Raw genomic sequence first — 23,455 nt, 5'->3', positions numbered from 1 at the left:
CCAGTCCCGAGGCTGCTCAGAACGCCCTCCTGTACCCGATGGCCATGAGGTGCCCCATCCCTTCGACCCTCGTGCGGGTGACGCCGGTGCGGAAGCCCGTGTCGCTCCAGACGCCGGTGAGGCGGTGGGTGTCCTGGTCCTCGCTCTGGCGGTACTGGTAACCGATGCTCCACTCGCCACCCCAGGCTTTGTACCCGGCACCCACGGAGAAGGCCGCGGTTCGCGAGCCACCCAGCAGGGGCTCGGTCATCGACTCATCCACCGAGCGCTGGTCGAGGCTGAGGCCGCTCCGCAGGGTCCAGTCCTTGTCCAGTTCGATTTCCACCGAAGCGCTGAGTCCGAAATGGCCTTTGCCGCGGGGCAGCTCCGCCGGGGCAGTCACCGGACCCGAAGGGGTGGCCACCAGGGCGAAGGCAGGTACCCGCAGGCCCGCGGACGTCCAGCGGAGATCCGCCTCCCAGGTCACCATGGGATGGGCGCGATGCCGGAAGCCCACGGTGGTCTGAGAAGGCAGTTCCAGTGTTCTCGACCCGCCCACCACCGGGGTCGAAGCCCCTAACAGCGCCGTAGCCCGGGTTCCTGTGCCCAGGTCGGCGCTGCTGAGGCCATCATTGGCGTAGAGGCCCAGATATGGATCCTGGAAGCCGGCGTGCATCGCCAGATCGCCCTTCAGGCCGGACTGGTGCGTGGCACCCAGGGTCCAGCGGGGGTTGATGGCCCAGCGAAAACCCAGCGAATAGCTTGGAACCACCTTGTTCCCGCTCTGGCCCACCCGCTGTTCCACCAGGCCCTGCACGGGATTGGCTCCCGACACGGGCTGGGAGGGATCGAGTGGCACGCCGAACCGCATGACGCTGCTGGAATCGTAGCTGAGTCGGGCCACACCGAGGCCTAGGCCAACGGACATGTTGGGGTTGAGGGCCCAAGCAGCCTGCCCTTCCAGGCGACGAGCCGATAGATCGATGCCATCGCCGAAGTAGCGGCTGGGGGCGTTATCCAGCAGCTTCTCGTGGCGGAGGTACGGTTCATCCAGCTTCAGACCCAGGGTGAGCGTCGCCGAGAGGCGTTTGGCCAGCCCGAAGCCCCCAATGACTCGGTTGCGGTCGAAACTGTATAAGGTCTTCTGGTTCGACTCCAGGCTCTGCTGCGTGGAGGCCATTTCCAGCCCTGCCGCCAGGTAGAAGCCGGTCTTCTCCTTCTGGGAGGCCAGCAGCGCAGGATTGGCCGTAGCCGCCTCCAGGCTGTAGCCATAAGCCACCTGGGCGCCGCCGCGGGCGATGCCCACGGGGTCCACGGCCGGGAGGGCTAGACTCTGAGCTGCCACCGGCAGGGCGGCCACGCCCAGCAGCAGTCCTACCCCGAACATTCCACGAACTGCCTGCGCCATATCGCCACGCCTCCGAGACACGCTTCTTGAATGGCCCGAACCCGGAAAGGGTTCAAGCCCAAGGCTCCAGGATCGCCAAAAGGGTCCGATTCACCAAGCGGAGTGTTCTAACTAGTGCTCCGACTCCCCCATGAATCGCACCAGCAGGCGATCCACCAGTTCCCAGACCTCCAGGAGGGCCGCCAGGCACATCACCAGGCCGAAACCCAGGGCCAGGGCTCGTCCCCAAGGCCCCATGAGGGCCCGGCAGAGTTCCGGCCAATGCCAGAAGGCCGGCGGCAGCTTCAACCGGCCATAGAAGGCCAGCGTGGACAGGAGCATCCCGCCCCACAGCAGGTAGAAGAATCTCAGGGTTCGAATGAGGACGTCCCAGGTGAAGGGACGGGGACGGGAGGGCATCGCATTAGCCTAGGCGGGCACCGCGGGAATTGGAATGCCCGTTTCAGCCGCGAAGCACTTGCCAGCCCAGGCGCAGAATCAGGGCCGCCACCACGGTGATGAAAAGGCCCCGCACCCAGCGGCTGCCCTTGTTGAGAGCCATGTGGGCACCGAAGTAGCCCCCCACCCCGTTGGCCGCGGCCATGCCGAGGGCCACGGAGGGAAGCCAGCTGCCCTGCCAGACAAAGAGTGCCATGGCCGTGAGGTTCGAGGCCCAGTTCACGCTCTTGGCCAGGGCGGACGACCGCAGGAAGTCGAACCCCAGCACGGCCACAAACAGGAAGATCAGCACCGACCCCGTCCCGGGACCGAAGAAGCCGTCATAGAAGCCCAGGGCCATCGCGATGAGCGCCGCCAGTCCGCGCTGGTGGTGCAGGCCGTAGCGGGGTGCGTGCAGGCGGCCCAGGTCCGGCTTCAACAGCGTGAAGGCCAGCATGGCCACCAACAGCCCGAGCATGACCGGCCGGAGGAAGTCCGCGTGCACCCGGTAGGTGAGCCAGACTCCGCCCGAAGCGCCAAGGGCCGAGGCCAGCACCGGCACCACCATCTCCCGCCAGGGGAGGGTGCCCGAGCGCAGGAACTTGCCGGCCGCCAGGGTGGTGCCCGTGACGGCCACCACCTTGTTCGTGCCCAGCAGCGTGGGCAGCGGCGTGCCCGCGGGCAGACCGAGCATGAGCGCCGGCACGGTGATGAGCCCGCCCCCGCCCACCACCGCGTCGATGAACCCCGCCAGCAGCGCGGCGAGCATGAGGAGGAGAAGCTCGGGAAGGCTGGGCATGGAGCAGGCATCCAGTGCAATTGCCCGTGCCGGACCTCGTCCCACTCAGGCGTGATTCTGACCCTCGCCGGGTCCCGGCTTCGGTGCCGCGTGGGATCGCGTCCCATTCGGTCGTTATTCTGACCCTCGCCGGGTCCCGGCTTCGCGCGCTGCACGGCAGCGCGCTCCGCCACCCGGCGGGGTCAGACTTTCAGGATCTCCGCTTCCTTGTGCTTCAGGGCCTCGTCGATCTCCTTGGTGTGGAGGTCGGTGAGCTTCTGGATGTCCTCCAGGGCCTTCTTCGCGGCGTCTTCGGAGATGTGGCCTTCCTTGAGCTTCTCCAGCTTCTTCACGTCCTCGTTGGCATCCCGGCGGATGTTGCGCACACCGGTCTTGATCTCCTCGCCCAGTCGGTGGAGCACCTTCACCAGGTCCCGGCGGCGCTCCTCCGTGAGCATGGGGATGGGCAGGCGGATCACGTTGCCATCGTTGCCGGGGTTGATGCCCAGGTCGGACTTGAGGATGGCCGTCTCCACGGCCTTGATGGCGCTCTTGTCGAAGGGCGTCACCACCAGCATCCCGGCTTCGGGCACCGAGACCGTGCCCATCTGATTCAGAGGCACCATGGAGCCGTAGTACTCCACATGCACGTTGTCCAACAGGCTGGCGTTGGCCCGACCCGTGCGGATGGTGGCCATCTCCTTCTTGAGCGCCTCCACGGACGCATGCATGCGGCGCTTGGTTTCCTGCAGGATGGCGTCGGGGGTCTGGGACATGGGCACCTCGAAAGAGCGGAAGCCTTCTTTTATACCTCAGGGGCGCAGGAACTTGGGTGCTACAGTAGGGCACTTTCACGAGGTCCCCATGCGCACACCCCGTCTGCTGGCTCCTCTCGCGGCCCTGATCCTGGCCGCTCCACTGGCTGCCCCGCTGGTGGCCGCGTCTTCCACCACCGACATGGCTCTCACCAGTGCGGACGGCTTCGCCCTCAAGGGGACGCTCACCCTGCCCACCGCCAAACCCAAGGCCAAGGTCCCGGTGGTGATCCTCGCCCACCAGTTCCACTCGGACCGGACCGGCTGGGCTCCCCTCACCGACAAGCTCCTGGCACGGGGCATCGGCGTGCTGGCCCTGGATCTGCGTGGCCACGGCGAAAGCGCCATGAAGAACGGGACCGAGGTCCGGGTGAGTGCCGACTTCGCCACCTCCGCCACGGCCGTGGGCTTCGACAAGATCCCTGCTGACCTGGCCCAGGCCGCCGTCTGGCTCCGCAAGCAGCCCGGCGTGGATGGCCGCCGCATCGGCCTGGCCGGCGCCAGTGTGGGCGCCTTCGCGGTGCTTCTGGCCGCGCCCGAAGTGAAGCCCGTGGCTGTCCTCAGCCTCAGCCCCGCTGGCAGCAGCGCCTTCGGCGCCGACGCCCGGGACCGCCTGAAGGGCGCCGTGCTCCGCAGCCGACCCTCCATCCTGGTGCTGGCCGCCAGCGGCGACAAGGAGGCCGCCGAGAACGCCCAGGTCGTGAAGGACCTGCCCGGCGTGGCGGTGGACCTGAAGGAGGGCGAGGCCCACGGGTTCGCCTTCTTCAAGGACTGCAGCGATCTCATGGCGGTCTACTTCGGCGAATACCTCACCTACCACCACACCGGAAAGACCTACGAGGCTGGGCGTGCGAAGGCTGCCGCCCCGGCCCCCGCCACCACGGAAGGCGTCACCGGCGGTCAGAACCCCGCGGAAAAGAAGACTGAGCCCACACCCGTGACCAAGTAGCCCAGCCTCCAGATTTTGGAGTTCCTTCCGGGCCCTGTCCGGAAAAGCCTAGGGTCTGTTTTCAAAGTAGGGTGCGGCCGGACGTCGTCGCGGCTCGCATTCACTTTGAAGACAGACCCTAAAGTACTCCAGGCTCAAGCCGTCAGTGGAACTGCTGGGACTCTGTGGATCCCACCAGGGCCAGGGTGGAAGCCAGCCCGCCACTGATGGCCTGGGCCACCTCGTCGAAGTAGCCCGTGCCCACCTCGCGCTGGTGCTTGGTGGCCGTGTAACCCTGGGCCTCGGCGGCGAACTCGGCCTCTTGCAGCCGCGCGTAGGCGGTCATGTGCTCGGTGCGGTAGGCGTTGGCCAGCTCGAACATGCCGTGGTTGAGGCTGTGGAAACCCGCCAGGGTGATGAACTGGAACTTGTAGCCCAGCGCGTTCAGCTCCCGCTGGAAGGTGGCGATCTCCTCGTCCGAGAGCTTCTTCTTCCAGTTGAAGGAGGGCGAGCAGTTGTAGGCCAGCAGCTTGCCGGGGAACGCAGCGTGAACACCCTCCGCGAACTCGCGGGCCTCCTTCAGGTCGGGCGTGGAGGTCTCGCACCAGATGAGGTCCGCGTAGGGGGCGTAGGCCTTGGCGCGGGCGATGGCCATCTGGACGCCGCCGGTGATCCGGTGGAAGCCCTCGGGCGTGCGCTCACCCGTGAGGAAGGGCCGGTCGCGCTCGTCGATGTCGGAGGTGATGAGGCGGGCCGAGTCGGCGTCCGTGCGGGCGATGATGAGGCTGGGCACGTCCATGACGTCCGCCGCCAGGCGGGCCGCCACCAGGGTGCGGATGAAGTGGCCCGTGGGGATGAGGACCTTGCCGCCGAGGTGGCCGCACTTCTTCTCGCTGGAGAGCTGGTCCTCGAAGTGGACGCCGGAAGCACCCGCCTCGATCATGCCCTTCATGAGCTCGTAGGCGTTGAGGGGGCCGCCGAAGCCCGCCTCGGCGTCCGCCACGATGGGCAGGAACCAGTCGCGGCTCACGCCGCCTTCGCCGTGCTCGATCTGATCGGCCCGCTGCAGGGCGCCGTTGAGACGCTTCACGAGGGCGGGGACGGAATTCGCGGGGTAGAGGCTCTGGTCCGGGTAGGTCTGGCCCGACAGGTTGGCGTCCGCCGCCACCTGCCAGCCGGAGCAGTAGATGGCCTTCAGGCCGGCCTTGGCCATCTGGACGGCCTGGCCGCCGCTGAGGGCGCCCAGGGCGCGGGTGGGCTCGTCGTTCTGGAGCAGCCTCCAGAGCTTGCGGGCCCCCAGCTTGGCCAGGGTGTGCTCGATGCGGAGGCTGCCGCGGAGCTTCTTGACCGTCTCAGGGCCGTAGGGCCGGGTGATGCCCTCCCAGCGGTGCGCCTGGAAGTCGTCCTCGATGGGCGGGATGGGGAACTTGGGGGTCATGGGGCACCTCGGGGTGGGGGTTGGGTGTGGCGTAATGTCAAAGATTGACCTATTCTGGGGTGAGTCAATGAACCGCTGATTTGATAGGGGTTGACTTGAAAATATCTGTCAATTCTCTCCATTGATTTTGTAAATTGATGTAAACGAGGTAGCCATGCCTTCCGCCGCTCCCACCAAGCCCGCCGCCCGCCTCGGCGCCAAGATCCGCCTCCTCCGCCGCCAGGAGGGCCTCAGCCAGGTCCAACTGGCGGAATCGCTGGGCATCAGCCCCAGCTACCTGAACCTCATCGAGGGGAACAAGCGGCCCCTCACGGCCCCTCTCCTCATCCGGCTGGCCCAGCAGTTCCACCTGGATCTCAAAGCCCTGGCCCCGGAGGAGGACCAGCGCCTGTCCGATGACCTCATGGAGGTCTTCGGCGATCCGCTCTTCGAACCCCAGGGGCTTCAGGCGCAGGATGTGCGCGAGCTGGTGCAGAACAGCCCCCAGCTGGCCCGGGGCGTCTTCGAGCTCTACCGCGCCTACCAGCACTCCCAGGAGAGCCTCGCCACCCTGGCCGCCAAGCTGAGCGACGGCCAGGGTTTCGATCCCGAAGCCACCCGGCTGCCTTCGGAAGAAGTCGGCGACTTCATCCAGCAGGCCATGAACCACTTCCCGGAGCTGGAGTCCGCCGCCGAAGCCTTGTGGACCAGCGCCGCCCTGGACGCCGACCATCCCTACCCGGGCCTGGTGGCGGCCTATGAACTCCGGGGCATCCAGGTGAAGGTCCACCGGCTCTCCGAAGGCCCCGGCCTGTTGCGCCGCTTCGACCCGAAGCAGCGGACGCTCAGCCTCTCCGAGCTGCTGCCGCAGCGCAGCCGGGCCTTCCAGCTCGCGCATCAGCTCGCGCTGCTGGACCACAGCGACCTACTGGACGAGCTCGCGAACCATCCCCTGCTGCGCACCGACGCCTCGCGCGCCCTGGCCCGCGTGGCCCTGGCCAACTACTTCGCCAGCGCCGTGCTCATGCCCTACGAGCGGTTCCTGAAGGCGGCCAAGGCCGAGCGCTACGACATCGAGATCCTGGCCCGGCGCTTCCAGGCCAGCTTCGAGCAGGTCTGCCATCGGCTCACGACGCTGCGGCGGCCGGGTTCCGAAGGCGTGCCCTTCCACTTTCTGCGCATCGACATCGCCGGAAACATCTCCAAGAGCTTCTCCGCCTCGGGCATCCGCTTCGCGCGCTTCTCCGGCGCCTGCCCGCGCTGGAACGCCCATGCGGCCTTCCTCACGCCGGGGCTCATCCGCACCCAGATCAGCGAATTCCCCGATGGTCGCCGGTACTTCTGCATCGCCCGCACCATCCAGAAGGACACGGGCGGCTACCGCGGGCAGCACGCCATGCAGGCCCTGGGCCTGGGCTGCGAGATGGGCCACGCCAAGGAGCTGATCTACGCCGACGGCCTGCGCCTGGACCAGCCGCCGGTCCCCGTGGGAGTCACCTGCCGCCTCTGCGAGCGCACGGACTGCGAGCAGCGCGCCTTCCCGCCCCTGCAGCAGGCCTTCAAGGTCGAGGAGAACCTGCGCCGCACGAGCTTCTACGCGCGGGTCGGCGGCGCTTGATCAGCGGCTGCCATCGCCCTTTTTGCCCCGCCCCAATTTCCCCAACGGTTCCTCGATCCAGCGGTGGAGCGCCCAGGCGGCGATGATCGCCAGGCCCAGGGCCAGACTGAAGCCCAGGCGGCCGGCGACGTGCGGTGCCACGAGCTTCATGGTGAAGGGATGCACCAGGTAGAGGCCGTAGCTCCAGGCCCCCAGCTGGGTGAGCCGCCTTCCGGTCCAGCCCAGGCCGGTGTGCCGGGTGAAGGCCGCCAGCGCCACCAGGCCCGTCACCACCAGCAGGTAGCCGTAGCGGAGCCAACCCGTGAGGGCCGCCATATGGTCGAAGAACCGAGGCGTCGGTTTGATCAGCAGCCACACCAGCGGCAGGGCCAGCAGCAGAGCCAGCTTGGGCTCCAGCCGCTTCTCCGTGACGCCATGGAGCCCCGCCAGCAGGGCGCCCCAGGCCAGCAGGAACACCTGGTTGGACGCCGGGACGTAGGTGTGGAAGCGGTTCCACTGGGGCTGGTCCATCACCCCATGCAGGGTGGCGGGCAGACTCCAGGCCCACAGCCCCAGGGCCAACGCCGCGAGCAGGACGAGCCCGCCCAGGGACCCACCCTTCGCCTGCAACCAGGCCAGCACGGGATAGGCGAAATACAGCAGGGCCACCAGGCCCACGTACCAGCCGCCGGTCACCAGGGCGAGGTTGGGATGGATGGCGCCGAAGGTGAGGGTCAGGTTCTCCAGGATGCGCACCCAGGTGGGCTCTGGCCCCATGCCCAGGCGGAAGACCACGTTCACGGCGCAGAGGAGGTAGAACACTGGCGCCAGCCGCAGGAAGCGCCGCTCGTAGAACCGGCCCACGCCCTCCTTCTGGAGGCGGCTCCAGGGCGTGGTTCGGAACAGCACGAAGCCGCTCAGCACGAAGAAGGCCGACACGCCGTAGTTCCCCAGGCGGGCCGTGGCCATGTTCAGGCCCGAACCCGATTCCGAAATGGCAAACCAGACGCTCAGGTGGTACACCGCCACACACAGCGCCAGGATGCCGCGGAGCGGATCCAGCAGGCCGAGGCGGGCGGGGCGGGCTTCCACGGGTGTGCTGGTCAGGGCCATCCTCCCTCGTCAGGGGTCAGTGGACCACCGATGGGCCGCCTTGGCCACCGTCCGATTGGGCCGCTCCGTCTGCTCTCAAACCAGGGTCACCTCCGGGTGCCGCTCGATGGCAGGTTCCGGCGCGGGGTCGGCCGGCAGGTAGCAGGGGTTCCACATGGCCGCCGCGATGGCGCCGGGGATGTCCTCGTCGGCCAGGGGCCGGGCCGCCACGCCCATCTCCCGGGCCTCCCGGACCACGGCCGCGGCCACGTGGGCCGTGACCTCCCGGATCCGGCTGGCGGCGGGGAAGAGGCTGCCCACCGACAGATCCTCGGGCCGGACCTCCTCAGCCAGCTGCTTGGCGGCGGCTGCGAACATGCCGTCGGTAACTTCACAGGCCTCGGCCACCAGCACGCCCAGACCCACCCCCGGGAAGATGAAGACGTTGTTGCTCTGGCCGATGCGGTATTCCCGGCCCTCGTACGACACCGGATCGAAGGGGCTGCCTGTGGCCACGAAGGCCCGCCCCTCCGTCCAGGCGAGCACATCCCTGGGCTTGGCCTCGCACTTGCTGGTGGGGTTGGACATGGGCAGCACCACCGGCCGCTCCACCTGGGCGGCCATCGCGCGGATGGCCTCCTCCGTGAAGGCCCCGGCGGTGCCGGAGGTGCCGATGAGCATGGTGGGCTTGAAGGCCTTCACCACGGAAAGGAGATCCCGCTTCTGGTCGCGGCCCAGACCCATGCGCTCGGCCAGCAGCACCGGCCAGGCGAAGTCCCGCTGCAGCGGATCCAGGCCGGGGTCGTCCTCCAGGAGGAGCCCCTGCACATCGAGGTTGGCCATGGCCAGCACCAGGTCCTCGCCTTCCAGGCCTTCCCGCCGCAAGGTCGATCGCACCAGGCGGGAGATGCCGATGCCCGCCGCGCCGGAGCCTAGGAAGAGGATCCGCTGCCGCCGGAGCGGTGTCCCCGTGGCCCGCGCCCCGGCGATCAGGGCCGCCACGCCCACCGCCGCCGTGCCTTGGATGTCGTCGTTGAAGCTGGTGAGCACCTTCCGGTAGCGGTCCAACAGGTGGAAGGCGTTGAACTTTTTGAAATCCTCCCACTGAAGCAGGGCCTTGGGGAAGACCTGGCGCACCGCATGCACGAACTCGTCCACCAGGGAATCGTACTCGGGGCCCCGCAGGCGGCGCGAGCGCCAGCCCAGGTAGAACTCATCGTCCAGCAGGTCCAGGTTGTCCGTGCCCACATCCAGGCTCACGGGCAGGGTCTGCCAGGGCGGGATGCCCGCGGCCGCGGTGTAGAGGGCCAGCTTGCCGATGGGGATGCCCATGCCGCCCACGCCCTGGTCGCCCAGGCCGAGGATGCGCTCGTTGTCTGTCACCACGATGAGCCGGATGTCCTCGAAGGCCGCGTTCCGAAGCACTTGCGCGATGTGGCCGCGGTGCTCGGGCGTGATCCAGATGCCCCGCGCCCGACGGAAGATGTGGCTGAACTCCTGGCAGGCCCGCCCCACGGTGGGGGTGTAGACGATGGGGAGAAACTCCTCGATGTGATCGATGAGCACCCGGTAGAACAGATGCTCATTCCGGTCCTGCAGGGCCGCCAGGCCGATGTACTTCTCCAGGGGATCCTGCTTGCGCTGGATGCTGGCGTACACGCGGCGGGCCTGCTGCTCCATGGTGGTCACCGAGTGGGGCAGCAGGCCTTCCAGACCCAGGGCCAGGCGCTCCTCCTGGGTGAAGGCCGTCCCCTTCGTGTACATGGGGTTGCGCAGGAGCCGCACGCCGCGGAAGGGCACGGCCAGACGCTTCCGGCCGCTGGGTTCACATTCCACTCCAAAGCGTTCCATACGACCTCCTCCGCCGGGACAGGGCTCCTCCATGGCACGGGCCATGCAGGCGATCCGCCCCCCTCGGAGAGCCTTCCCGCGGACAGGGGGAGGCGGCCGGAAACCCGGGCAACGCCCCAATATGCGTCCCGGCTTCCGGCCGGGCCAACAATTGATGATCTAGCGGTAGCGAACGACTCCGGCGCCCTGCACCAGGCGCCCCAGCACCCAGGCGGGCTCCTCGTCGGCGTGGAGGAGGGCCAGCACGTCGCCGGCCAGTTCCGGCTTCACCACCAGCACCATGCCCACGCCCAGGTTCAGGGCCTGGCGGGCGTCGTCGATGCCCAGGCCGCCCTTCGCCATGAGGAAGCGGAACAGGGCCGGGATCTGCCAGCTGGCGGTGTCGATCTCGGCGTCCAGCGTCTTAGGAAGCACGCGGGGGATATTATCGGTGAGGCCGCCGCCGGTGATGTGGGCCATGGCCACCAGCTTGTGTGCCTTCACCAGGGGCATGACGGGGGCGAGGTAGCTGCGGTGGATGGCCAGCAGGGTCTGGGCCACGGTCTGCGAGGTGCCGGGCAGAGTGTCGGTCACGTCGAGCTTTTCGAGCTCGAAGCAGACCTTGCGGGCCAGGGAATAGCCGTTGGTGTGCAGACCCGAGCTGGGCAGGCCGATGAGGACGTCACCCTCGGCCATGGCGTCGAGCCGCGGCAGCAGGTCCGCCTCGTCCACCACACCCACGATGGTCCCGGCCACATCCACTTCGCCTTCGGCGTAGACGCCGGGCATCTCCGCCAGTTCACCGCCGATGAGGGCCGCGGCGGCCGCCTGGCAGGCCGTGGCCATGCCCTTGACGATCTGCTCGATGACTTCTGGCTCCAGCTGCTGGGCGGCGATGTAGTCCAGGAAGAACAACGGCCGGGCGCCCTGCACCAGAATGTCGTTGATGCAGTGGTTCACCAGATCCTGGCCCACGGTGTCCCAGATGCCGGCCCGCCGGGCCACCTTCATCTTGGTGCCCACGCCATCCATGCTGCTGACGAGGATGGGCTTGGCCTCGGGGAACTGGGCGCTGTACAGGCCGCCAAACAGGCCGATGTCGCTGCGAACGCCGGGGGTCTTGGTGGCCTTCACCAGGGGCTTGATGCGCTTCAGGGCCTCGTCCTGGCGGTTGATGTCCACGCCACTGGACGCGTAGCTGACCTTCTCGCTCATCACCCCTCCCGAATCCCCCATGATCCCACAGGGATCTTTCGAGTCCGAGGCCAAACCTCGGGAGACGGCCTATTCCACTGGAAAGGCCTTTTTAGCCACTGATGGACGGTGATTGCGGTGATTGCGCCTCGGAGGATTCCCGCATGGGCCCGCCGCAGGCGGCTTCCGGCTTCGCCGGAAGTCATGGGGGTGGGGGGGGGGGGGGGCCCCCAACAGCCGGGCCGCGCCCCCCCCCCCACCCCCCACCGCCCGGGGCCCGCCGGGCTCCCCCGCATGTCTGGGGGGTGCCGGGGCCGCGCTCCCAAAAAGGCGCGGCCCTGCCACCCCCCATGAGCCCATGCTGCGTTGGAACGGCGACTTCTTTCATCACTGGAATCACTGAAATCAGTGGCAAAACAGCTTTTCTCTTTTGGCCTTTGCTTTCGTGCCCCTTCGCGCCATTCGCGGTTCCAGGCTTTCCTCCTCCGGCGCCAAGCCCGGGCGTAGACTGACCGGACCATGGCTGATTCCCCCGTCCCGTCCTTCGACCGCGCCGCCTCCGAGGCCGCCGTCCGCGCCCTGCTGCGGGGCCTGGGGCAGGATCCGGACGCGCCGGAGCTGAGGGACACGCCCTCCCGGGTGGCGGAGTTCTGGGCCGAGCGGCTGGCGGGCTACGGGGTGGACCTGGGCGCGGAGCTGAAGCCCTTGCCCGGCGACCTCTCGCCCGTGCCGGTCATCCTCGAGCGCATCCCCTTCGTGAGCACCTGCGAACACCACCTGGCCCCCTTCGAAGGCCACGCCACCGTCGGCTACCTGCCCGGAGAAGGCGGAACCGTGGGCCTCAGCAAGCTCGTGCGCGTGGTGCAGGCCTACGCCTGGCGCCTGCAGGTGCAGGAGCGCATGGCCCAGCAGATCGCCGACGCCCTCCAGAGCCACCTCCGCCCCGCCGCCTGGGGCGTCCAGCTCGTGGCCGTCCACACCTGCATGGCCCACCGCGGCGTGAAGACCCCCGGCGTCCCCGTGCGGACCACGCTGATGGGTGGAAGCTGGGCCACGAACCCGCCTGCACCGTTCAGGGGCTGAATCGAGACCGTTCAGGGTCAGGCCGGCTCAGAAGACCGGGGACGTGAGTATGCTGACTCCGCAGCTTCTCCCTTCGAGGTACTCCCATGAAACGAGCCTGGGGCTTCGGTCTTGCGTTCTGCCTGCTGTGGATCGGTTGTGGCGGAGGTGGTGGTTCCTCGGCTACCCCGCCAGCACCGCCTCCGGCTGGCCCTGCAGCGATGCAGCTCAGTGCGCTCTATGACGCCGCGAAAACCGAGATCTCGTTTACCTGGTCGCTGCTCACGGGAACGGCTGACGGCTACAACCTGGAGGGCCGGGTCAGTCCGGGAGCGTATTCCCAGCTCAACCAGACCCTGATTCCCAGCAATGTGACCATGGGAACCCTGACCTTCACCTCGGCCCCTCCAGAGCTGACGATCCTGGATTTCCGTATTTATGCCGTCAAGAACAGCATCAACGGGCCCTATTCCAATATCGCGGAGGTCAAGGTCCCCCTGACTCCCGCGGCGAATCTGCAGGCCGGTTTCTCCACCACGGATGGAGGCGTTGCCGTGAGCTGGTCGGCACCCTCCCTGGTCGCGGACCGGTACGTCCTGGAACGGGCCACCTCCGATCTGACCGGCGTTCCTTCCAGCCCCTGGTCCAGCCTCCCTTTGCCGATCCCCCTTGCCACCGGATTCGTGGACAAGGACGTTGCCGAAACCCTGGGCTATGTCTACCGCGTCACGGCCTGGGCCGGGAATGTCTCCAGCGCCGCAACGGCGCCCACCCCACGAATCAGCATTCCTCCCCTGGCCCCCACCTCATTCGCGGCCCACTCCCTGCCCACCGCGGTGGGCCTCACCTGGGTCAATCGGAGCCAAACCGCCACGCAGATCCAGATCACCCGTGGCCCTGCCGGGTTCGGCGCGCCGGCCGTCGTGGCCACCCTGCCACCTTCGGCGACCTCCTACCAGGACAACAACCTGTCCCTTGGCTACTACACCTATGGCATCAACGTCTCGGATGGCGTGAACTCGACCACGGGGCCGACCCTCACGGCCGCACCCGCCGATACGCCCGGGTCCCCCATCCTGGTGGCCACGCCCCTCCCGTCCCTCTCGCAGATGAATACCGCGGCACTGTCCCCCGGCGGTCTTTGGGCCTTTGGGCTGGCCTTTCCTTGCACCATTTTCCCCACCACCTGGGGGAACTGGACCACTTGGTCTCCGTCCAGCGTGTACGCCCAACAGGATGGATTCCTGAGGCTGGACGCGCAGTCTCTGCCACACGCCGTGTACCAGAGCCAATCCAACACCTCGACCACCTTGACCCATGCCTGGTTCGACGGGACCGCCTGGAAGACTGAGGCTGTCCTGCAGCTGCCGGTGACCTATGGTTCCCTGAGCACCGCCTTCTGCCTCGACCAGGCCGGAACCCCCCAGGTGCTTCAGGACACGGGTATCGGCGGGAACATCCCAGGTCTCGTCTATCTCCGCAAAGTGGCTGGAAGCTGGGTCCAGGAAAGCCTCGAAACCACGAGTTCGTGGGATCCGTTCAGCGGAACACCCCGCCTCTTCCTTGATCCCTCCGACACACCCCATGTACTCGTCCCCACTTGGTTCAACACTCGAGAGCTCTCCCGGAATGCCGATGGCACCTGGACCTCGCAGGTTCTGCCCAACACGGTGCCTTCCGGCGGCGGCTATTACTTTGAGGATGGTGTATGGGCCGATGCGAACACGGCCTGGGCGTTCTATCAGGTTCTCGATACGAACCCCATGAATGACGCCTTCTGGGTGGTCCAGAAAGTCAATGGCACCTGGCAACCGCCCGTCCTCCTGAAGACGTTTGCCCACATGGGAACAACCCTGGTGTCGGTTGCCCTCTCCCCCGATGGAACCCGCGTCGCGGCGGTCTGCCATACGAACCTCGGCCTCATCCTCTTCACCCAGACCACCCAAGGCTGGGCCGAATCCGTCCTGCCGGTCACGGGCCTGAGCTATCCCTACTTCAAGACCAGCTTCGATGGCGCGAACCATCTGCATATCGTGGTCAAACCGTCCGCCTACACAGCCGACATCTTCGATTTGCATGAGTAGGCGCCTCTTTACCCCCTTCGCCCAGCCACCCGGGCTGGCCGATTCGCGCCCTGCCCACCGGCATGGGTACCTCCGGGCCAGGAGGTTCCGGGTTATGGCGGGCCACCTATCCAACCACCAAGAAGTTCGTTCGAGTTAAGGTTCAGTGACTACCCACGCATAGGGCGTCATAGGAATTGATATGAAGTGCATGATCGACCCCCATCCGGTTGTTCTCCAGCACTTTGCATCACGCACTTGGTTCAGCTTTCAGAGGCATGTCTGACTGCATCTTTGATGCCTTTCCTAGGCCATGGAGGCAACATGAAAACCCTCGCCGTCATCTTCGCGCTGGTATTAACTGGATGCATTCCGCCCTCTATTAGAAATCAGACCACCCCTGAAGTGACCTTAGACGTGGTTCTGCTTGCGAAAATCCCTCCTGTCCCCAAACCGTCGGGTAGTGAGGTCGCGCTCCTCTCGCAGTTTCCTTCGGCTCGCCAATACGAAGAAGTGGCGATAGTTGCAGCAACCACAGATACAGGCACCTTCACTCGCAAAAATTTCAACTCGATGCTGCCCTCAATCCAGGCAAAAGCTTGTGAACTTGGGGCTGATGCGATTGTTATTAAAAGCTTTGAACTGGGGGATGCACCCATTTGGAATCAGTACAATTCGAGAACCCCAAGCAAAGCCTTCTGTGTGTTCATCAAGTTCTTGAAGTAATGATTCTGTCCACAAGCCGTCAAACCTGCGGTCAACTTGAACCTCAGGCTCTGCCAATTACCTGAACATGAAAATCGGCCTCAACCATAGCTGTTAGCCACATAGAAAGGACCGAACAGGCAAGGTGCAGAACCTGTTCGGGGACTAGCGGCCACCGCAGGTATGGAAGGGCAAAAGTTTTTTTAACCACCGATGAACACCGATGAACACCGATAAAAACAAAATCATTCTTTCATCGGTGTTTATCGGTGTTCATCGGTGGCAAATAGATCTTTCTCCCACATGGCACCCACCTGTTTCAACCAGATCTGTCACCATCCTTCCACCCTGACCCAGGAGTCCCGATGCCGCTGTGGACCATGTGGACCCACCTCCTTGAAACCGCCCTCGGCTTTCTCGGAACGCACCTGGGGCTTTCGGAGGCGGCGGCGATCATCGCCCTCACGCTGATGGCCCGCACAGCTTTGATGCCCGTGTCGCTGACGGCCGCCTACAAGGCCCAGAAGAACAAGGAGGCCATGGAGCGCCTCAAGCCCGAGTTGGAGAACCTGCGCGAGCGGCTCAAGGACAACCCGACCGAGCTGGCTGCCCAGACCATGGCGCTGTACCGCCAGCATGGCATCACGTTCATGGACAAGGTGGCCGTGCTGAACATGGGCTCCCAGGGGCTCTTCGGCCTGGGCATCTTCCAGGTCCTCAAGCGCATGGTGTTCAGCTCCAGGTTCCTGTGGATTCCCAACCTCGCGCGACCCGACCTCGCGCTGACCGTCCTCGTCGGCACCCTGATGCTTTTGGGCACGGCCCTCATGCCCGGTGCCACCGGCCACACGTCCATGCTGGTCATGATCGGGATTCCCGTGGTGATCTCGGTAATCGCCGTCGCCGCCCTGCCCTCCGCCCTGGGCATCTACTGGGCCACCTCGAACGCCGTCACCGTGGTCCAGGTGCTCGCGCTGCGCGGCCTGCTGGCCCGGCGGAGGCCCCTGGTGGCCTAATTCATAGGCTTGCCACCGTCCCTGAGCTCAAGCTCAGCTGTGAATTGTTCTCCAAACTGGTGAACTGGGTGGTGCCTTGAAACTGGAAAGGCAAAAGCGTTTTAACCACCGATGAACACAGATGAACACCGATAAGAACAAAATCATTCTTTCATCGGTGTTTATCGGTGTTCATCGGTGGCAAATTTTGCTTTCTCCTCCGCTAGACTGCCCTCCATGTCCCTCCCCACCCCTGAACTCAGGCTCGGCTATGAGCTGTTCTCCAAGCTGCTGAACTGGGCGGCGGGAAAGCGGCAGTCGAAGCGGCTGGAGGCCCTGAAGTCGGCGGCCTTCCAGGAGCTCTTGAAGGGCGATGCGGCGGACCTGGATCTGGTGGCTTCGGTGCTGAAGGAGATCCACAAGGCGGCGGACACCTCCGCCAAGGCCATCCGTCTGGAGGGCCTGTACGACAGCGCCACTCGGCCCCCGGCCAAGCCGAAGAAGCCGGAGCGCCGCCGCAAGCCCGCCAAAAAGGATGCTGGCCCCAAAGGTTGAACCTTGGGGGCTGAGGCCTCGTTCAGGCGGATTCGGGACGCCAGGGTTCAGGCCGGGCGCCATCGGCGGGCCTCCCGGCCGAACCCTGCCACCGCCAGAGCAGGACGATGCCCACCAGCACCGCGATCACGCCAAGAAGGCTGGCTTCCAACCCGAAGGCCCCGCCGCTCACCCATTCGGGTTTCCCCTGGAAGACCGGATGAACCCAGCCGTGCTGGGCCGTGGTGCCGCTGACGCCGAAGCCCAGGACATTGCCCTGGGTCCAGTTCCAGCCGAGGTGGATGCCGATGGGCAGGGCCAGGCTGTGGGTGCGGAGGTAGGCCAGGCCCAGAAACACCGCAGCCAGGGAGATGTTGAGGGTGGCCCAGAGCTTCACCGCGCCGTGCATGCCAGGGTTGCCCCAATGGGCCACGCCGAAAAAGATCGCCATGATCACCTGAGTGGGCCAGACGCCCAAACCGTCCACCAGCCGCTGAAAGACGAAGCCCCGGAACAGGTTCTCCTCCCACAGCGCTACGACCATGAACAGGGCCAAGCCCAGGCCCAGGGCCCGGAGGTCGTGGGCGGGGTCCAGTTCCCAGGTGACGCCGCCCACCGCCCACAGCAGGCCGGCCGCCAGCACCATCACCCCGGCGCCGACCAGCGTGCCCCAGGCGAACTCCCTGGCCCAGTGGCCGTCCAGCCGCCAGCCGATGCTGGCCAGGGGTTCCTTGCGTAGCCGGGCACAGATCCAGGTGGCCAGCAGGGAGAACCCGAAGAGCAGGCCCACCACCCACTCCCCATTGCGAATGCCAACCCGCTTGAGCACCGGGATCAGGAGCTGGAAGCCACTGATGCAGGCCACCAGGATGCCCAGGTAGATGAGCACCCACCACCCGTTGCGCAGGACCTTGCGGTCATTGAAGAAGATCGATTCCATTCCAAGCTCCGGGTTGAAGCTGAGTTACGCCCGGAGTCGAGGATCGTTTACGGGCCCATGACGAAGCCCTGCCAAGGGCAGCGTCTTGGAGGCTGGTTTCACCCGTCCACATGGTGCTGGAGGTTGCCCATCTGCTGGACCCAGCCGCCCTCGTTCATGCGGTAGGCCTCGTCGCGCCGGTTGGCGGGCAGCCGGTCGAAACCGGATTCCGCCACCGTGACCCGCGTGCCCTCGCCCGCGGCTTCGAGCCGAAACTCGACCAGGGTGGTGGGCTCGCTGGCGTAATCCACTTTCGGATCGACCGCGGCGGGATGCCAGTGGAAGGCGAACAGGACCTCGGGTTCCAGGCGCTCGACCTGCACTTCCATGCGGAGGTGCTCGTAGCCGGGGTAGGTGATGTGCCCGGTGGTGCGCCCGCCCTGGACGAAGGGGCCGTCCAGCTTCACCCGGAACCAGGTGCCGAATTCCCCGGCGTCCGTGAGCGCGCGCCAGACGCGGGCCTGCGGTGCCCGCACCAGGATCTGCTTCTCGATGCGATCGGTGTTTGATGGGCTCATGGGCACCCTCTTGGTGGCAAGTTCATCCGGCCGCCCTGACCGGCGATCGACAGGGTACCTTTTACCCGGTTGGCCTGCCCAGCGTCCAGATCGGGCCTGGCCCCGGAGTTGCACCGACCCCTACTCCCCGGAAGGCCTAGTCCAGCCGGCACAGGTCGTGGAAATTATCGAGGGCGCGTTAGAACCCTTCGCCCCATCTTTCTGGGTGGAGGTGGCGTGCTCGGTGGCCGCTTCCCTTCTTTGAGGTAGATCCATGCACTTCCTCCTGATCTACGAAGTGGGCCCGGAGTATGTGGAGCGCCGGGCGGAGTTCCGGAAAGAGCATCTGGCCCTGGCCTGGGAGGCCCACCTGCGGGGTGAACTGGTGCTGGCCGGGTCTCTGGCGGACCCGGTGGACTCGGTGATCCTCCTCTTTCAGGGAGACACCTCGGCGGCGGCCCAGCGTTTCGCGGCAGCGGATCCCTACGTCCTCCACGGCCTGGTGCACCGCTGGCGGGTGCGCCCCTGGATCACCATCGTGGGTGCCGACGCGGCCACGCCTGCCCACGCCTAGGCTGGAACGGCCTGGGCCTGAACGACATTGACCGCCTCCTGCCGGTCCGATCTGGGCAAAATGTCACCCATGCGCCCTGGGAGGTTTTGATGTCGTGGCTTGAGAAGTACACCGATCACACCTACGCCCTGCTGCGGATCGTGGCGGGCCTGCTGATCGCCTTCCATGGCATCCAGAAGCTCTTCGGGGTACTGGGCGGCAGTCAGCTTCCGGTGGGCTCGCAGCTCTGGATCGGCGGCCTCCTTGAACTGGTGGGCGGCTTGGCCATCCTGGTGGGTTTCCGCACCCGGCTGGCGGGATTCATCCTGAGCGGCATGATGGCCGTGGCCTACCTGCAGTTCCACTGGAAGTTCCAGTTCGGCGCCGCCTTCTGGCCCGCCGTGAACAAGGGGGAACTGGCGGTGGTCTACTGCTTCCTGTTCCTGTTCCTGGCCACCCGCGGTGGCGTGATGTGGTGCCTGGAGAAGAAGGCATGAAACCAGCAAGCATCAAGTTCCTCGCGGGTCTGGCCCTCATCCTCCTGGGTCTGGCAGCCCTGATCCGGCCCGATTTTAGCTACACCAAGGACAGCCACGACGCCAAGCTGGGCCCCCTGGAATTCACCGTGAAGGAAAGGGATTCCATGCACATTCCCGTCTGGGCGGCCCTCGCGGCCATGGCGGTGGGGGTCGTGCTGGTGTGGCCGCGGAAGGGCTGATGCGTGTGCTCACCCTGGCCGGCAGCCTGCGGGCCGGCTCTCTCAACGCACGCCTGCTCCGGGAGGCGGCCCGCCTGGCGCCGCCGGACCTCAGCTTCGAGGCCTGGGAGCGGCTGGACGAGCTGCCGCACTTCAGCCCCGAGCGGGACATCGACCCGCCGCCCGAGCCGGTCGCCGATCTGCGCCGCCGCATCCAGACGGCGGAGGCCCTGCTCTTCTGCACGCCGGAGTACATCCACGCCATGCCCGCCGTGCTGAAGAACCTGCTGGAGTGGGTGGTTTCTTCGGGCGTCTGTGTGGGCAAGCCCGTGGCGGCCTGGAGCGCTTCGCCCTCACCAGAGGGGGGCGCCAAGGCCCAGGCCTCGCTGGCCCACACGCTGGAAGTGATGTCGGCGCGGGTGGTGCCCGAGGCGTCGCTCTGCCTCACCCTGGCTGCGTCCAGCCTGGACGCCGACGGACGGCTGGCCGATCCGGCCCAGGTGGCGCGGGTGGAAGCCGCCCTGCGGGCCCTGGCCGCCGCCGGTACCCCATGAACACGGAGCCCGGCATTCGCATCTTCGTGGACGCGGACGCCTGTCCGGTGAAGGACGAGGTCTTCCGCGTGGCGACGCGCTGCGGGCTGCGGGTGCTGCTGGTCTCGAACGCCCCCCTGCGGGTGCCCCGGAATCCGCTGTTCGAGTCGGTGGTGGTGGCCAAGGGGCAGTTCGACGGGGCCGACGACTGGATCGTGGAGAACATCACGGCCTCGGACATCGCCGTGACGGCGGACATCCCGCTGGCGGCCCGCTGCCTCGAAAAGGGCGCCCGGGCCCTGGACGCCAAGGGCCGGGTGTACTCGCCCGATTCCATCGGCGACGCCCTGGCCAGCCGCGAGCTGATGACGCACCTGCGGGCCATGGGCGAGCTGGGCACCGGCCCGGCCCCCTACACGGCCAGGGATCGCTCCACCTTCCTCCAGCGGCTGGACGACCTGATCCAGGCACTGCGGCGCGTGAGGCGTTAGACTACCTATAGGGCTGAGGCTTCACCCTTTTCGTGATCGGACGTGCCATGGCCAGAAAGCCCAACTACAACTTCGAAAAGCGGCAGAAGGATCTCGCCCGCCAGAAGAAGAAGGAAGAGAAGCTGCAGAAGAAGGCGCTGAAGAAGGACGCCTTGGGCAACGACATTCCAGAGAGTGACGACCCCGAGGGTACCCCTGAAGAGGGCCAGGAGACCGAGTAGGCCGCCGTCGAGCCAGATCCGAGTACTCCGTGTCGTGGTAGAAGGGAAGCCTTTCCCGGGAGTTCCATGACCTGGACTGTGCTCGCCGCCGCTTGCCTGCTCCTGCCCCTCCAGGCTGCACCGCCGCAGGTGCCATGGCCGGCGCCATCCGCCCCGGCGCGTCTGGCGGCCCTGGAAGCCCGCGCCGGAGGGCGCCTGGGGGTGGCCGTCCTCGATACGGGTTCGGGCCGCCGCCTGGACCACCGGGGCGGCGAACGCTTTCCCCTGTGCAGCACCTTCAAGGTGTTGCTGGCGGGCGCCGTACTCGCCCGGGTGGATGGAGGCCAGGAGGCCCTGAACCGCCGCGTCCCCTACGGCCAGGCGGACCTGCTGGACTACGCGCCTGTGACCACGGCGCACGTGGCGGAGGGAGGTCTGGGAGTAGGGGACCTCTGTGCCGCCGCCGTGGAGGTCAGTGACAACACGGCCGCCAATCTGCTGCTCCAGACCCTCGGCGGCCCCGAGGCCATCACCACCTTCGCCCGCACGCTGGGCGATCCCGTGACGCGCCTGGACCGCACGGAACCCACGCTGAACACCGCCCTGCCCGGCGATCCCCGGGACACGACCACGCCTTCGGCCATGGTGGACACCCTGAGGGTCCTGCTGCTGGGCGATGCGCTCAGCCCCGCCTCCCGCCAGCGCCTCGAAGGCTGGATGGTGGCTTGCACCACGGGCCGGAACCGCCTCCGGGCGGGTCTTCCGGCAGATTGGGCCGCCGGTGACAAGACCGGTTCTGGAGAACGCGGCACCGTGAACGATGTGGCCATCCTGCGCCCGCCTCACCGGGCGCCGCTCCTGGTGGCGGTCTACTACACCGGCTCCACCGCTTCCATGGATCACCGCAACGCGGTGCTGGCCGAAGTGGGACGCATCCTCGTCTCCGTCTTCAAGGAGTGAGCGCCCCTGCTGACAGGTGGAGGAGAATGGTGAGTCCGCCCTGGAAGGAGCCCGTCATGGAACCGACCACGGAAGCCATGCTCCAAGCCCTGCTCACCGAGCCCCTCGTGGCCTCCCTAGGCACGCTGCATGAGGGTGTGCCGTTCGTCTCCATGGTGCCGGTGGTCGCGGCGCCAGACGGCTCGGGTCACCTCATCCACGTGAGCCGCCTGGCCCAGCACACCCGCGACCTTCTGGCGGATAGCCCGGTCAGCCTGATGCTCATGGCGCCCCTCGATGAGGGTCAGGATCCCCTGGCCCTGCCCCGGGTGACCCTGCAAGGCGAGGCCGAGGAGATCCCCAGGGATTCGGATCGCCATGAATCCGCAGCGGAAGCCTACCTGGCGCGATTCCCGCAAGCGGAGTTGACCCTCGGGTTGGGGGACTTCTCCTTCTTCCTCCTCCGGCCCACCGCCGGGCGCCTGGTGCTGGGCTTCGGCCGTGCCCTCAGCCTGGATGCCGCCCAGATCCATGCCAGCCTCTCCAAGGTTCGCTGAATCCGCTACCTCTCGATATATCGTCAATTCGGCTCTCGACCGGTCGGGATTCTCCTGGGATCGTGAGTCTTGGAATTTACAGAATTTATTCAATGATTTGACTTATTGCTTTGGCACAGAGATGGCTCTACCTTGATGCCGCCGAGTACGGCCCCTCAGGAGATCCCATGTCCTTCATCGATTCGAAAACCCATCAGAACCTCAAGGCCGCATTCGCGGGCGAAAGCCAGGCGAACCGCCGCTACACCTGGATGGCCCAGGTGGCCGAGAAGGAAGGCCTCAAGGAAGTCGCCGACCTCTTCAAGCACAGCGCCGATGGCGAGACGGGCCACGCCCTGAGGCACCTGATGTTCCTCGCCGAGAAGGCCGCCGATCCCGCCACGGGCCTGCCCCTGGGCGATTCCCTCACCAACCTGAAATCCGCGGTGGCTGGCGAGACCTACGAGTACACGGACATGTACCCCGAGTTCGCCCGCCTCGCCAAGGAAGAGGGCTACGCCGAGATCGCCGCCTGGTTCGAGACCCTGGCCAAGGTGGAGCGCTTCCACGCGGGTCGCTTTCAGGAGGCCCTCACCAAGCTGCAGGCCGGCGCCAAACCCGCCTTCGCGGAGCCCGCGGCCGACATCGCGAAGCATGTCTGAGGCCGTGATGGCCTTTGATCCAGCGACCGAGCGCGCCCGCTTCCAGGCTCGGCAGGCCTTCCTAGGCCGCCAGGCCGCTTTGCGGCTGGAGCTGGCGGAGGGCATCACCTTCCAGCCGGAAACGGCGGAGAGCGTCGAGGATCAGATCATCGAAACGCTCTGGGCCGAGGGCAAGACGCCCGACACCGTGGATGCGGATGAGCTGGCCGAGACCCGCGCCTCCTTCGCTGTGCTGGCACCCCGCCGCGAGGGTGCCGCCCGCAGCATCGCCGCCACATTGATGCTGGGGTTTCCGGATGAGGTGCGGGACCGCCGCCTGGCGGTCCTGCACACCTTCCCGGACCAGCTGCTGCTGGAGCTGTCGGACGGCACCATGGCGACCCCGGTCGTGGACCGTGGCACCGCCGGGCCGCAGGATCGTCTGCCTTCCGTGCTGGCGCTGCGCTACGTGATTCCGGACGGCCGCACCCTCGCCGCCCTCGTCTCCAACCACGCCGAGGCCCCGGGCCGCTGGCCCGCACCCGCCGCCTGGGTTGCCTGGCTTTCCTGAGGAG

General features: G+C 66.6%; 27 protein-coding genes. 17 read left to right on the top strand and 10 right to left on the bottom strand.

The genetic code is table 11. From position 1 onward, the window contains the following. Positions 1-16: 16 nt before the first annotated feature. The 4 genes from NOV74_RS14160 to frr all read right to left on the bottom strand — a co-directional run bounded on the left by NOV74_RS14160 (position 17) and on the right by frr (position 3,358). The gene (locus NOV74_RS14160; RefSeq protein ID WP_257313792.1) at positions 17-1,387 is read right to left on the bottom strand and encodes an OmpP1/FadL family transporter; all 1,371 of its coding nucleotides are present in this window, start codon (positions 1,385-1,387) and stop codon (positions 17-19) included. A gap of 111 nt (positions 1,388-1,498) precedes the next feature. Next, positions 1,499-1,786, bottom strand: a complete 288-nt coding sequence (locus NOV74_RS14155) for a hypothetical protein (protein ID WP_257313790.1) — start codon at positions 1,784-1,786, stop codon at positions 1,499-1,501. 43 nt (positions 1,787-1,829) lie between these two features. After that, complete coding sequence (locus NOV74_RS14150; protein WP_257313788.1) at positions 1,830-2,603, bottom strand: TSUP family transporter; 774 nt, start codon at positions 2,601-2,603, stop codon at positions 1,830-1,832. A 182-nt stretch (positions 2,604-2,785) separates the two neighbouring features. Then, positions 2,786-3,358, bottom strand: coding sequence for a ribosome recycling factor (frr, locus tag NOV74_RS14145; RefSeq protein ID WP_257313786.1), 573 nt, complete (start codon positions 3,356-3,358; stop codon positions 2,786-2,788). An 88-nt stretch (positions 3,359-3,446) separates the two neighbouring features. Between frr and NOV74_RS14140 the strand changes: the two genes are divergently transcribed. Continuing rightward, positions 3,447-4,346, top strand: coding sequence for an alpha/beta hydrolase (locus NOV74_RS14140; protein WP_257313784.1), 900 nt, complete (start codon positions 3,447-3,449; stop codon positions 4,344-4,346). 142 nt (positions 4,347-4,488) lie between these two features. On the opposite strand, the gene aceA is transcribed toward NOV74_RS14140, so the two are convergent. Beyond that, positions 4,489-5,763 carry an isocitrate lyase gene (gene aceA / locus NOV74_RS14135; RefSeq protein ID WP_257313781.1) on the bottom strand — a complete coding sequence of 425 codons (1,275 nt, stop codon included), beginning with the start codon at positions 5,761-5,763 and terminating at the stop codon, positions 4,489-4,491. Positions 5,764-5,917: 154 nt separating this feature from the next. Here aceA and NOV74_RS14130 point away from each other — a divergent pair, with 154 nt between their 5' ends. Beyond that, positions 5,918-7,360 (top strand): helix-turn-helix domain-containing protein, encoded by a 1,443-nt coding sequence (locus NOV74_RS14130; RefSeq protein WP_257313780.1) that lies wholly within the window; start codon positions 5,918-5,920, stop codon positions 7,358-7,360. On the opposite strand, the gene NOV74_RS14125 is transcribed toward NOV74_RS14130, so the two are convergent. The 3 genes from NOV74_RS14125 to purM form a co-directional block, all read right to left on the bottom strand. Then, positions 7,361-8,452 (bottom strand): acyltransferase family protein, encoded by a 1,092-nt coding sequence (locus tag NOV74_RS14125; RefSeq protein WP_257313778.1) that lies wholly within the window; start codon positions 8,450-8,452, stop codon positions 7,361-7,363. Between the two features lie 75 nt (positions 8,453-8,527). Next, positions 8,528-10,282, bottom strand: a complete 1,755-nt coding sequence (locus NOV74_RS14120) for an NAD-dependent malic enzyme (RefSeq protein ID WP_257313776.1) — start codon at positions 10,280-10,282, stop codon at positions 8,528-8,530. Between the two features lie 159 nt (positions 10,283-10,441). Next, positions 10,442-11,476 (bottom strand): phosphoribosylformylglycinamidine cyclo-ligase, encoded by a 1,035-nt coding sequence (gene purM / locus NOV74_RS14115; protein ID WP_257313774.1) that lies wholly within the window; start codon positions 11,474-11,476, stop codon positions 10,442-10,444. Positions 11,477-11,974: 498 nt separating this feature from the next. Here purM and folE point away from each other — a divergent pair, with 498 nt between their 5' ends. From folE to NOV74_RS14090, 5 genes are all read left to right on the top strand, one after another. Continuing rightward, complete coding sequence (folE, locus tag NOV74_RS14110; RefSeq protein WP_257313771.1) at positions 11,975-12,538, top strand: GTP cyclohydrolase I; 564 nt, start codon at positions 11,975-11,977, stop codon at positions 12,536-12,538. 86 nt (positions 12,539-12,624) lie between these two features. Beyond that, on the top strand, positions 12,625-14,601 hold the full coding sequence (locus tag NOV74_RS14105) for a fibronectin type III domain-containing protein (RefSeq protein ID WP_257313766.1): 1,977 nt from the start codon (positions 12,625-12,627) through the stop codon (positions 14,599-14,601). A 303-nt stretch (positions 14,602-14,904) separates the two neighbouring features. After that, positions 14,905-15,306, top strand: a complete 402-nt coding sequence (locus tag NOV74_RS14100; protein WP_257313763.1) for a hypothetical protein — start codon at positions 14,905-14,907, stop codon at positions 15,304-15,306. 344 nt (positions 15,307-15,650) lie between these two features. Further along, positions 15,651-16,301 carry a YidC/Oxa1 family membrane protein insertase gene (locus tag NOV74_RS14095; protein ID WP_257313761.1) on the top strand — a complete coding sequence of 217 codons (651 nt, stop codon included), beginning with the start codon at positions 15,651-15,653 and terminating at the stop codon, positions 16,299-16,301. 216 nt (positions 16,302-16,517) lie between these two features. Next, the gene (locus NOV74_RS14090; protein WP_257313759.1) at positions 16,518-16,835 is read left to right on the top strand and encodes a hypothetical protein; all 318 of its coding nucleotides are present in this window, start codon (positions 16,518-16,520) and stop codon (positions 16,833-16,835) included. A 22-nt stretch (positions 16,836-16,857) separates the two neighbouring features. Here the strand turns inward: NOV74_RS14090 and NOV74_RS14085 are convergent, their stop codons facing one another. Both NOV74_RS14085 and NOV74_RS14080 read right to left on the bottom strand, forming a co-directional pair. Then, positions 16,858-17,754 carry a CPBP family intramembrane glutamic endopeptidase gene (locus tag NOV74_RS14085; RefSeq protein WP_257313756.1) on the bottom strand — a complete coding sequence of 299 codons (897 nt, stop codon included), beginning with the start codon at positions 17,752-17,754 and terminating at the stop codon, positions 16,858-16,860. 98 nt (positions 17,755-17,852) lie between these two features. Continuing rightward, positions 17,853-18,311, bottom strand: coding sequence for an SRPBCC family protein (locus NOV74_RS14080; protein ID WP_257313754.1), 459 nt, complete (start codon positions 18,309-18,311; stop codon positions 17,853-17,855). Between the two features lie 253 nt (positions 18,312-18,564). Between NOV74_RS14080 and NOV74_RS14075 the strand changes: the two genes are divergently transcribed. The 10 genes from NOV74_RS14075 (at position 18,565) to NOV74_RS14030 (ending at position 23,451) form a co-directional block, all read left to right on the top strand. Next, positions 18,565-18,864 (top strand): YciI-like protein, encoded by a 300-nt coding sequence (locus NOV74_RS14075; protein ID WP_257313751.1) that lies wholly within the window; start codon positions 18,565-18,567, stop codon positions 18,862-18,864. Positions 18,865-18,953: 89 nt separating this feature from the next. Continuing rightward, positions 18,954-19,340 carry a DoxX family protein gene (locus NOV74_RS14070; RefSeq protein WP_257313748.1) on the top strand — a complete coding sequence of 129 codons (387 nt, stop codon included), beginning with the start codon at positions 18,954-18,956 and terminating at the stop codon, positions 19,338-19,340. Next, positions 19,337-19,561 (top strand): hypothetical protein, encoded by a 225-nt coding sequence (locus NOV74_RS14065; protein ID WP_257313746.1) that lies wholly within the window; start codon positions 19,337-19,339, stop codon positions 19,559-19,561. Before NOV74_RS14070 ends, NOV74_RS14065 begins: the two co-directional genes overlap by 4 nt. Beyond that, the gene (locus NOV74_RS14060) at positions 19,561-20,094 is read left to right on the top strand and encodes an NADPH-dependent FMN reductase (RefSeq protein WP_257313744.1); all 534 of its coding nucleotides are present in this window, start codon (positions 19,561-19,563) and stop codon (positions 20,092-20,094) included. The genes NOV74_RS14065 and NOV74_RS14060 overlap by 1 nt, the downstream gene beginning before the upstream one ends. Further along, positions 20,091-20,564, top strand: coding sequence for a YaiI/YqxD family protein (locus NOV74_RS14055; RefSeq protein WP_257313741.1), 474 nt, complete (start codon positions 20,091-20,093; stop codon positions 20,562-20,564). The genes NOV74_RS14060 and NOV74_RS14055 overlap by 4 nt, the downstream gene beginning before the upstream one ends. A gap of 47 nt (positions 20,565-20,611) precedes the next feature. Next, a complete protein-coding gene (locus tag NOV74_RS14050; protein ID WP_257313738.1) occupies positions 20,612-20,785 on the top strand; it encodes a hypothetical protein in 174 nt (57 codons plus the stop codon). Positions 20,786-20,851: 66 nt separating this feature from the next. Beyond that, the gene (gene bla / locus NOV74_RS14045) at positions 20,852-21,724 is read left to right on the top strand and encodes a class A beta-lactamase (RefSeq protein WP_306672509.1); all 873 of its coding nucleotides are present in this window, start codon (positions 20,852-20,854) and stop codon (positions 21,722-21,724) included. Positions 21,725-21,780: 56 nt separating this feature from the next. Next, positions 21,781-22,260 carry a HugZ family pyridoxamine 5'-phosphate oxidase gene (locus NOV74_RS14040; RefSeq protein WP_257313735.1) on the top strand — a complete coding sequence of 160 codons (480 nt, stop codon included), beginning with the start codon at positions 21,781-21,783 and terminating at the stop codon, positions 22,258-22,260. Positions 22,261-22,427: 167 nt separating this feature from the next. Continuing rightward, complete coding sequence (locus NOV74_RS14035) at positions 22,428-22,901, top strand: rubrerythrin family protein (protein ID WP_257313732.1); 474 nt, start codon at positions 22,428-22,430, stop codon at positions 22,899-22,901. 7 nt (positions 22,902-22,908) lie between these two features. Further along, the gene (locus NOV74_RS14030) at positions 22,909-23,451 is read left to right on the top strand and encodes a DUF3501 family protein (protein WP_257313728.1); all 543 of its coding nucleotides are present in this window, start codon (positions 22,909-22,911) and stop codon (positions 23,449-23,451) included. Positions 23,452-23,455 lie beyond the last annotated feature (4 nt).

Source organism: Geothrix fuzhouensis, assembly GCF_024609325.1.
GTDB classification, from domain to species: domain Bacteria; phylum Acidobacteriota; class Holophagae; order Holophagales; family Holophagaceae; genus Geothrix; species Geothrix fuzhouensis.
Note: the sequence above shows the minus strand (reverse complement) of the source record. Positions and strands in the feature narration are given on the sequence as shown.

Excerpts from the sequence above, each read along its gene's own strand:
- NOV74_RS14160 (WP_257313792.1), bottom strand. The coding sequence starts at position 1,387 with ATGGCGCAGGCAGTTCGTGGAATGTTCGGGGTAGGACTGCTGCTGGGC.
- NOV74_RS14155 (WP_257313790.1), bottom strand. The coding sequence starts at position 1,786 with ATGCCCTCCCGTCCCCGTCCCTTCACCTGGGACGTCCTCATTCGAACC.
- NOV74_RS14150 (WP_257313788.1), bottom strand. The coding sequence starts at position 2,603 with ATGCCCAGCCTTCCCGAGCTTCTCCTCCTCATGCTCGCCGCGCTGCTG.
- frr (WP_257313786.1), bottom strand. The coding sequence starts at position 3,358 with ATGTCCCAGACCCCCGACGCCATCCTGCAGGAAACCAAGCGCCGCATG.
- NOV74_RS14140 (WP_257313784.1), top strand. The coding sequence starts at position 3,447 with ATGCGCACACCCCGTCTGCTGGCTCCTCTCGCGGCCCTGATCCTGGCC.
- aceA (WP_257313781.1), bottom strand. The coding sequence starts at position 5,763 with ATGACCCCCAAGTTCCCCATCCCGCCCATCGAGGACGACTTCCAGGCG.
- NOV74_RS14130 (WP_257313780.1), top strand. The coding sequence starts at position 5,918 with ATGCCTTCCGCCGCTCCCACCAAGCCCGCCGCCCGCCTCGGCGCCAAG.
- NOV74_RS14125 (WP_257313778.1), bottom strand. The coding sequence starts at position 8,452 with ATGGCCCTGACCAGCACACCCGTGGAAGCCCGCCCCGCCCGCCTCGGC.
- NOV74_RS14120 (WP_257313776.1), bottom strand. The coding sequence starts at position 10,282 with ATGGAACGCTTTGGAGTGGAATGTGAACCCAGCGGCCGGAAGCGTCTG.
- purM (WP_257313774.1), bottom strand. The coding sequence starts at position 11,476 with ATGAGCGAGAAGGTCAGCTACGCGTCCAGTGGCGTGGACATCAACCGC.
- folE (WP_257313771.1), top strand. The coding sequence starts at position 11,975 with ATGGCTGATTCCCCCGTCCCGTCCTTCGACCGCGCCGCCTCCGAGGCC.
- NOV74_RS14105 (WP_257313766.1), top strand. The coding sequence starts at position 12,625 with ATGAAACGAGCCTGGGGCTTCGGTCTTGCGTTCTGCCTGCTGTGGATC.
- NOV74_RS14100 (WP_257313763.1), top strand. The coding sequence starts at position 14,905 with ATGAAAACCCTCGCCGTCATCTTCGCGCTGGTATTAACTGGATGCATT.
- NOV74_RS14095 (WP_257313761.1), top strand. The coding sequence starts at position 15,651 with ATGCCGCTGTGGACCATGTGGACCCACCTCCTTGAAACCGCCCTCGGC.
- NOV74_RS14090 (WP_257313759.1), top strand. The coding sequence starts at position 16,518 with ATGTCCCTCCCCACCCCTGAACTCAGGCTCGGCTATGAGCTGTTCTCC.
- NOV74_RS14085 (WP_257313756.1), bottom strand. The coding sequence starts at position 17,754 with ATGGAATCGATCTTCTTCAATGACCGCAAGGTCCTGCGCAACGGGTGG.
- NOV74_RS14080 (WP_257313754.1), bottom strand. The coding sequence starts at position 18,311 with ATGAGCCCATCAAACACCGATCGCATCGAGAAGCAGATCCTGGTGCGG.
- NOV74_RS14075 (WP_257313751.1), top strand. The coding sequence starts at position 18,565 with ATGCACTTCCTCCTGATCTACGAAGTGGGCCCGGAGTATGTGGAGCGC.
- NOV74_RS14070 (WP_257313748.1), top strand. The coding sequence starts at position 18,954 with ATGTCGTGGCTTGAGAAGTACACCGATCACACCTACGCCCTGCTGCGG.
- NOV74_RS14065 (WP_257313746.1), top strand. The coding sequence starts at position 19,337 with ATGAAACCAGCAAGCATCAAGTTCCTCGCGGGTCTGGCCCTCATCCTC.
- NOV74_RS14060 (WP_257313744.1), top strand. The coding sequence starts at position 19,561 with ATGCGTGTGCTCACCCTGGCCGGCAGCCTGCGGGCCGGCTCTCTCAAC.
- NOV74_RS14055 (WP_257313741.1), top strand. The coding sequence starts at position 20,091 with ATGAACACGGAGCCCGGCATTCGCATCTTCGTGGACGCGGACGCCTGT.
- NOV74_RS14050 (WP_257313738.1), top strand. The coding sequence starts at position 20,612 with ATGGCCAGAAAGCCCAACTACAACTTCGAAAAGCGGCAGAAGGATCTC.
- bla (WP_306672509.1), top strand. The coding sequence starts at position 20,852 with ATGACCTGGACTGTGCTCGCCGCCGCTTGCCTGCTCCTGCCCCTCCAG.
- NOV74_RS14040 (WP_257313735.1), top strand. The coding sequence starts at position 21,781 with ATGGAACCGACCACGGAAGCCATGCTCCAAGCCCTGCTCACCGAGCCC.
- NOV74_RS14035 (WP_257313732.1), top strand. The coding sequence starts at position 22,428 with ATGTCCTTCATCGATTCGAAAACCCATCAGAACCTCAAGGCCGCATTC.
- NOV74_RS14030 (WP_257313728.1), top strand. The coding sequence starts at position 22,909 with ATGGCCTTTGATCCAGCGACCGAGCGCGCCCGCTTCCAGGCTCGGCAG.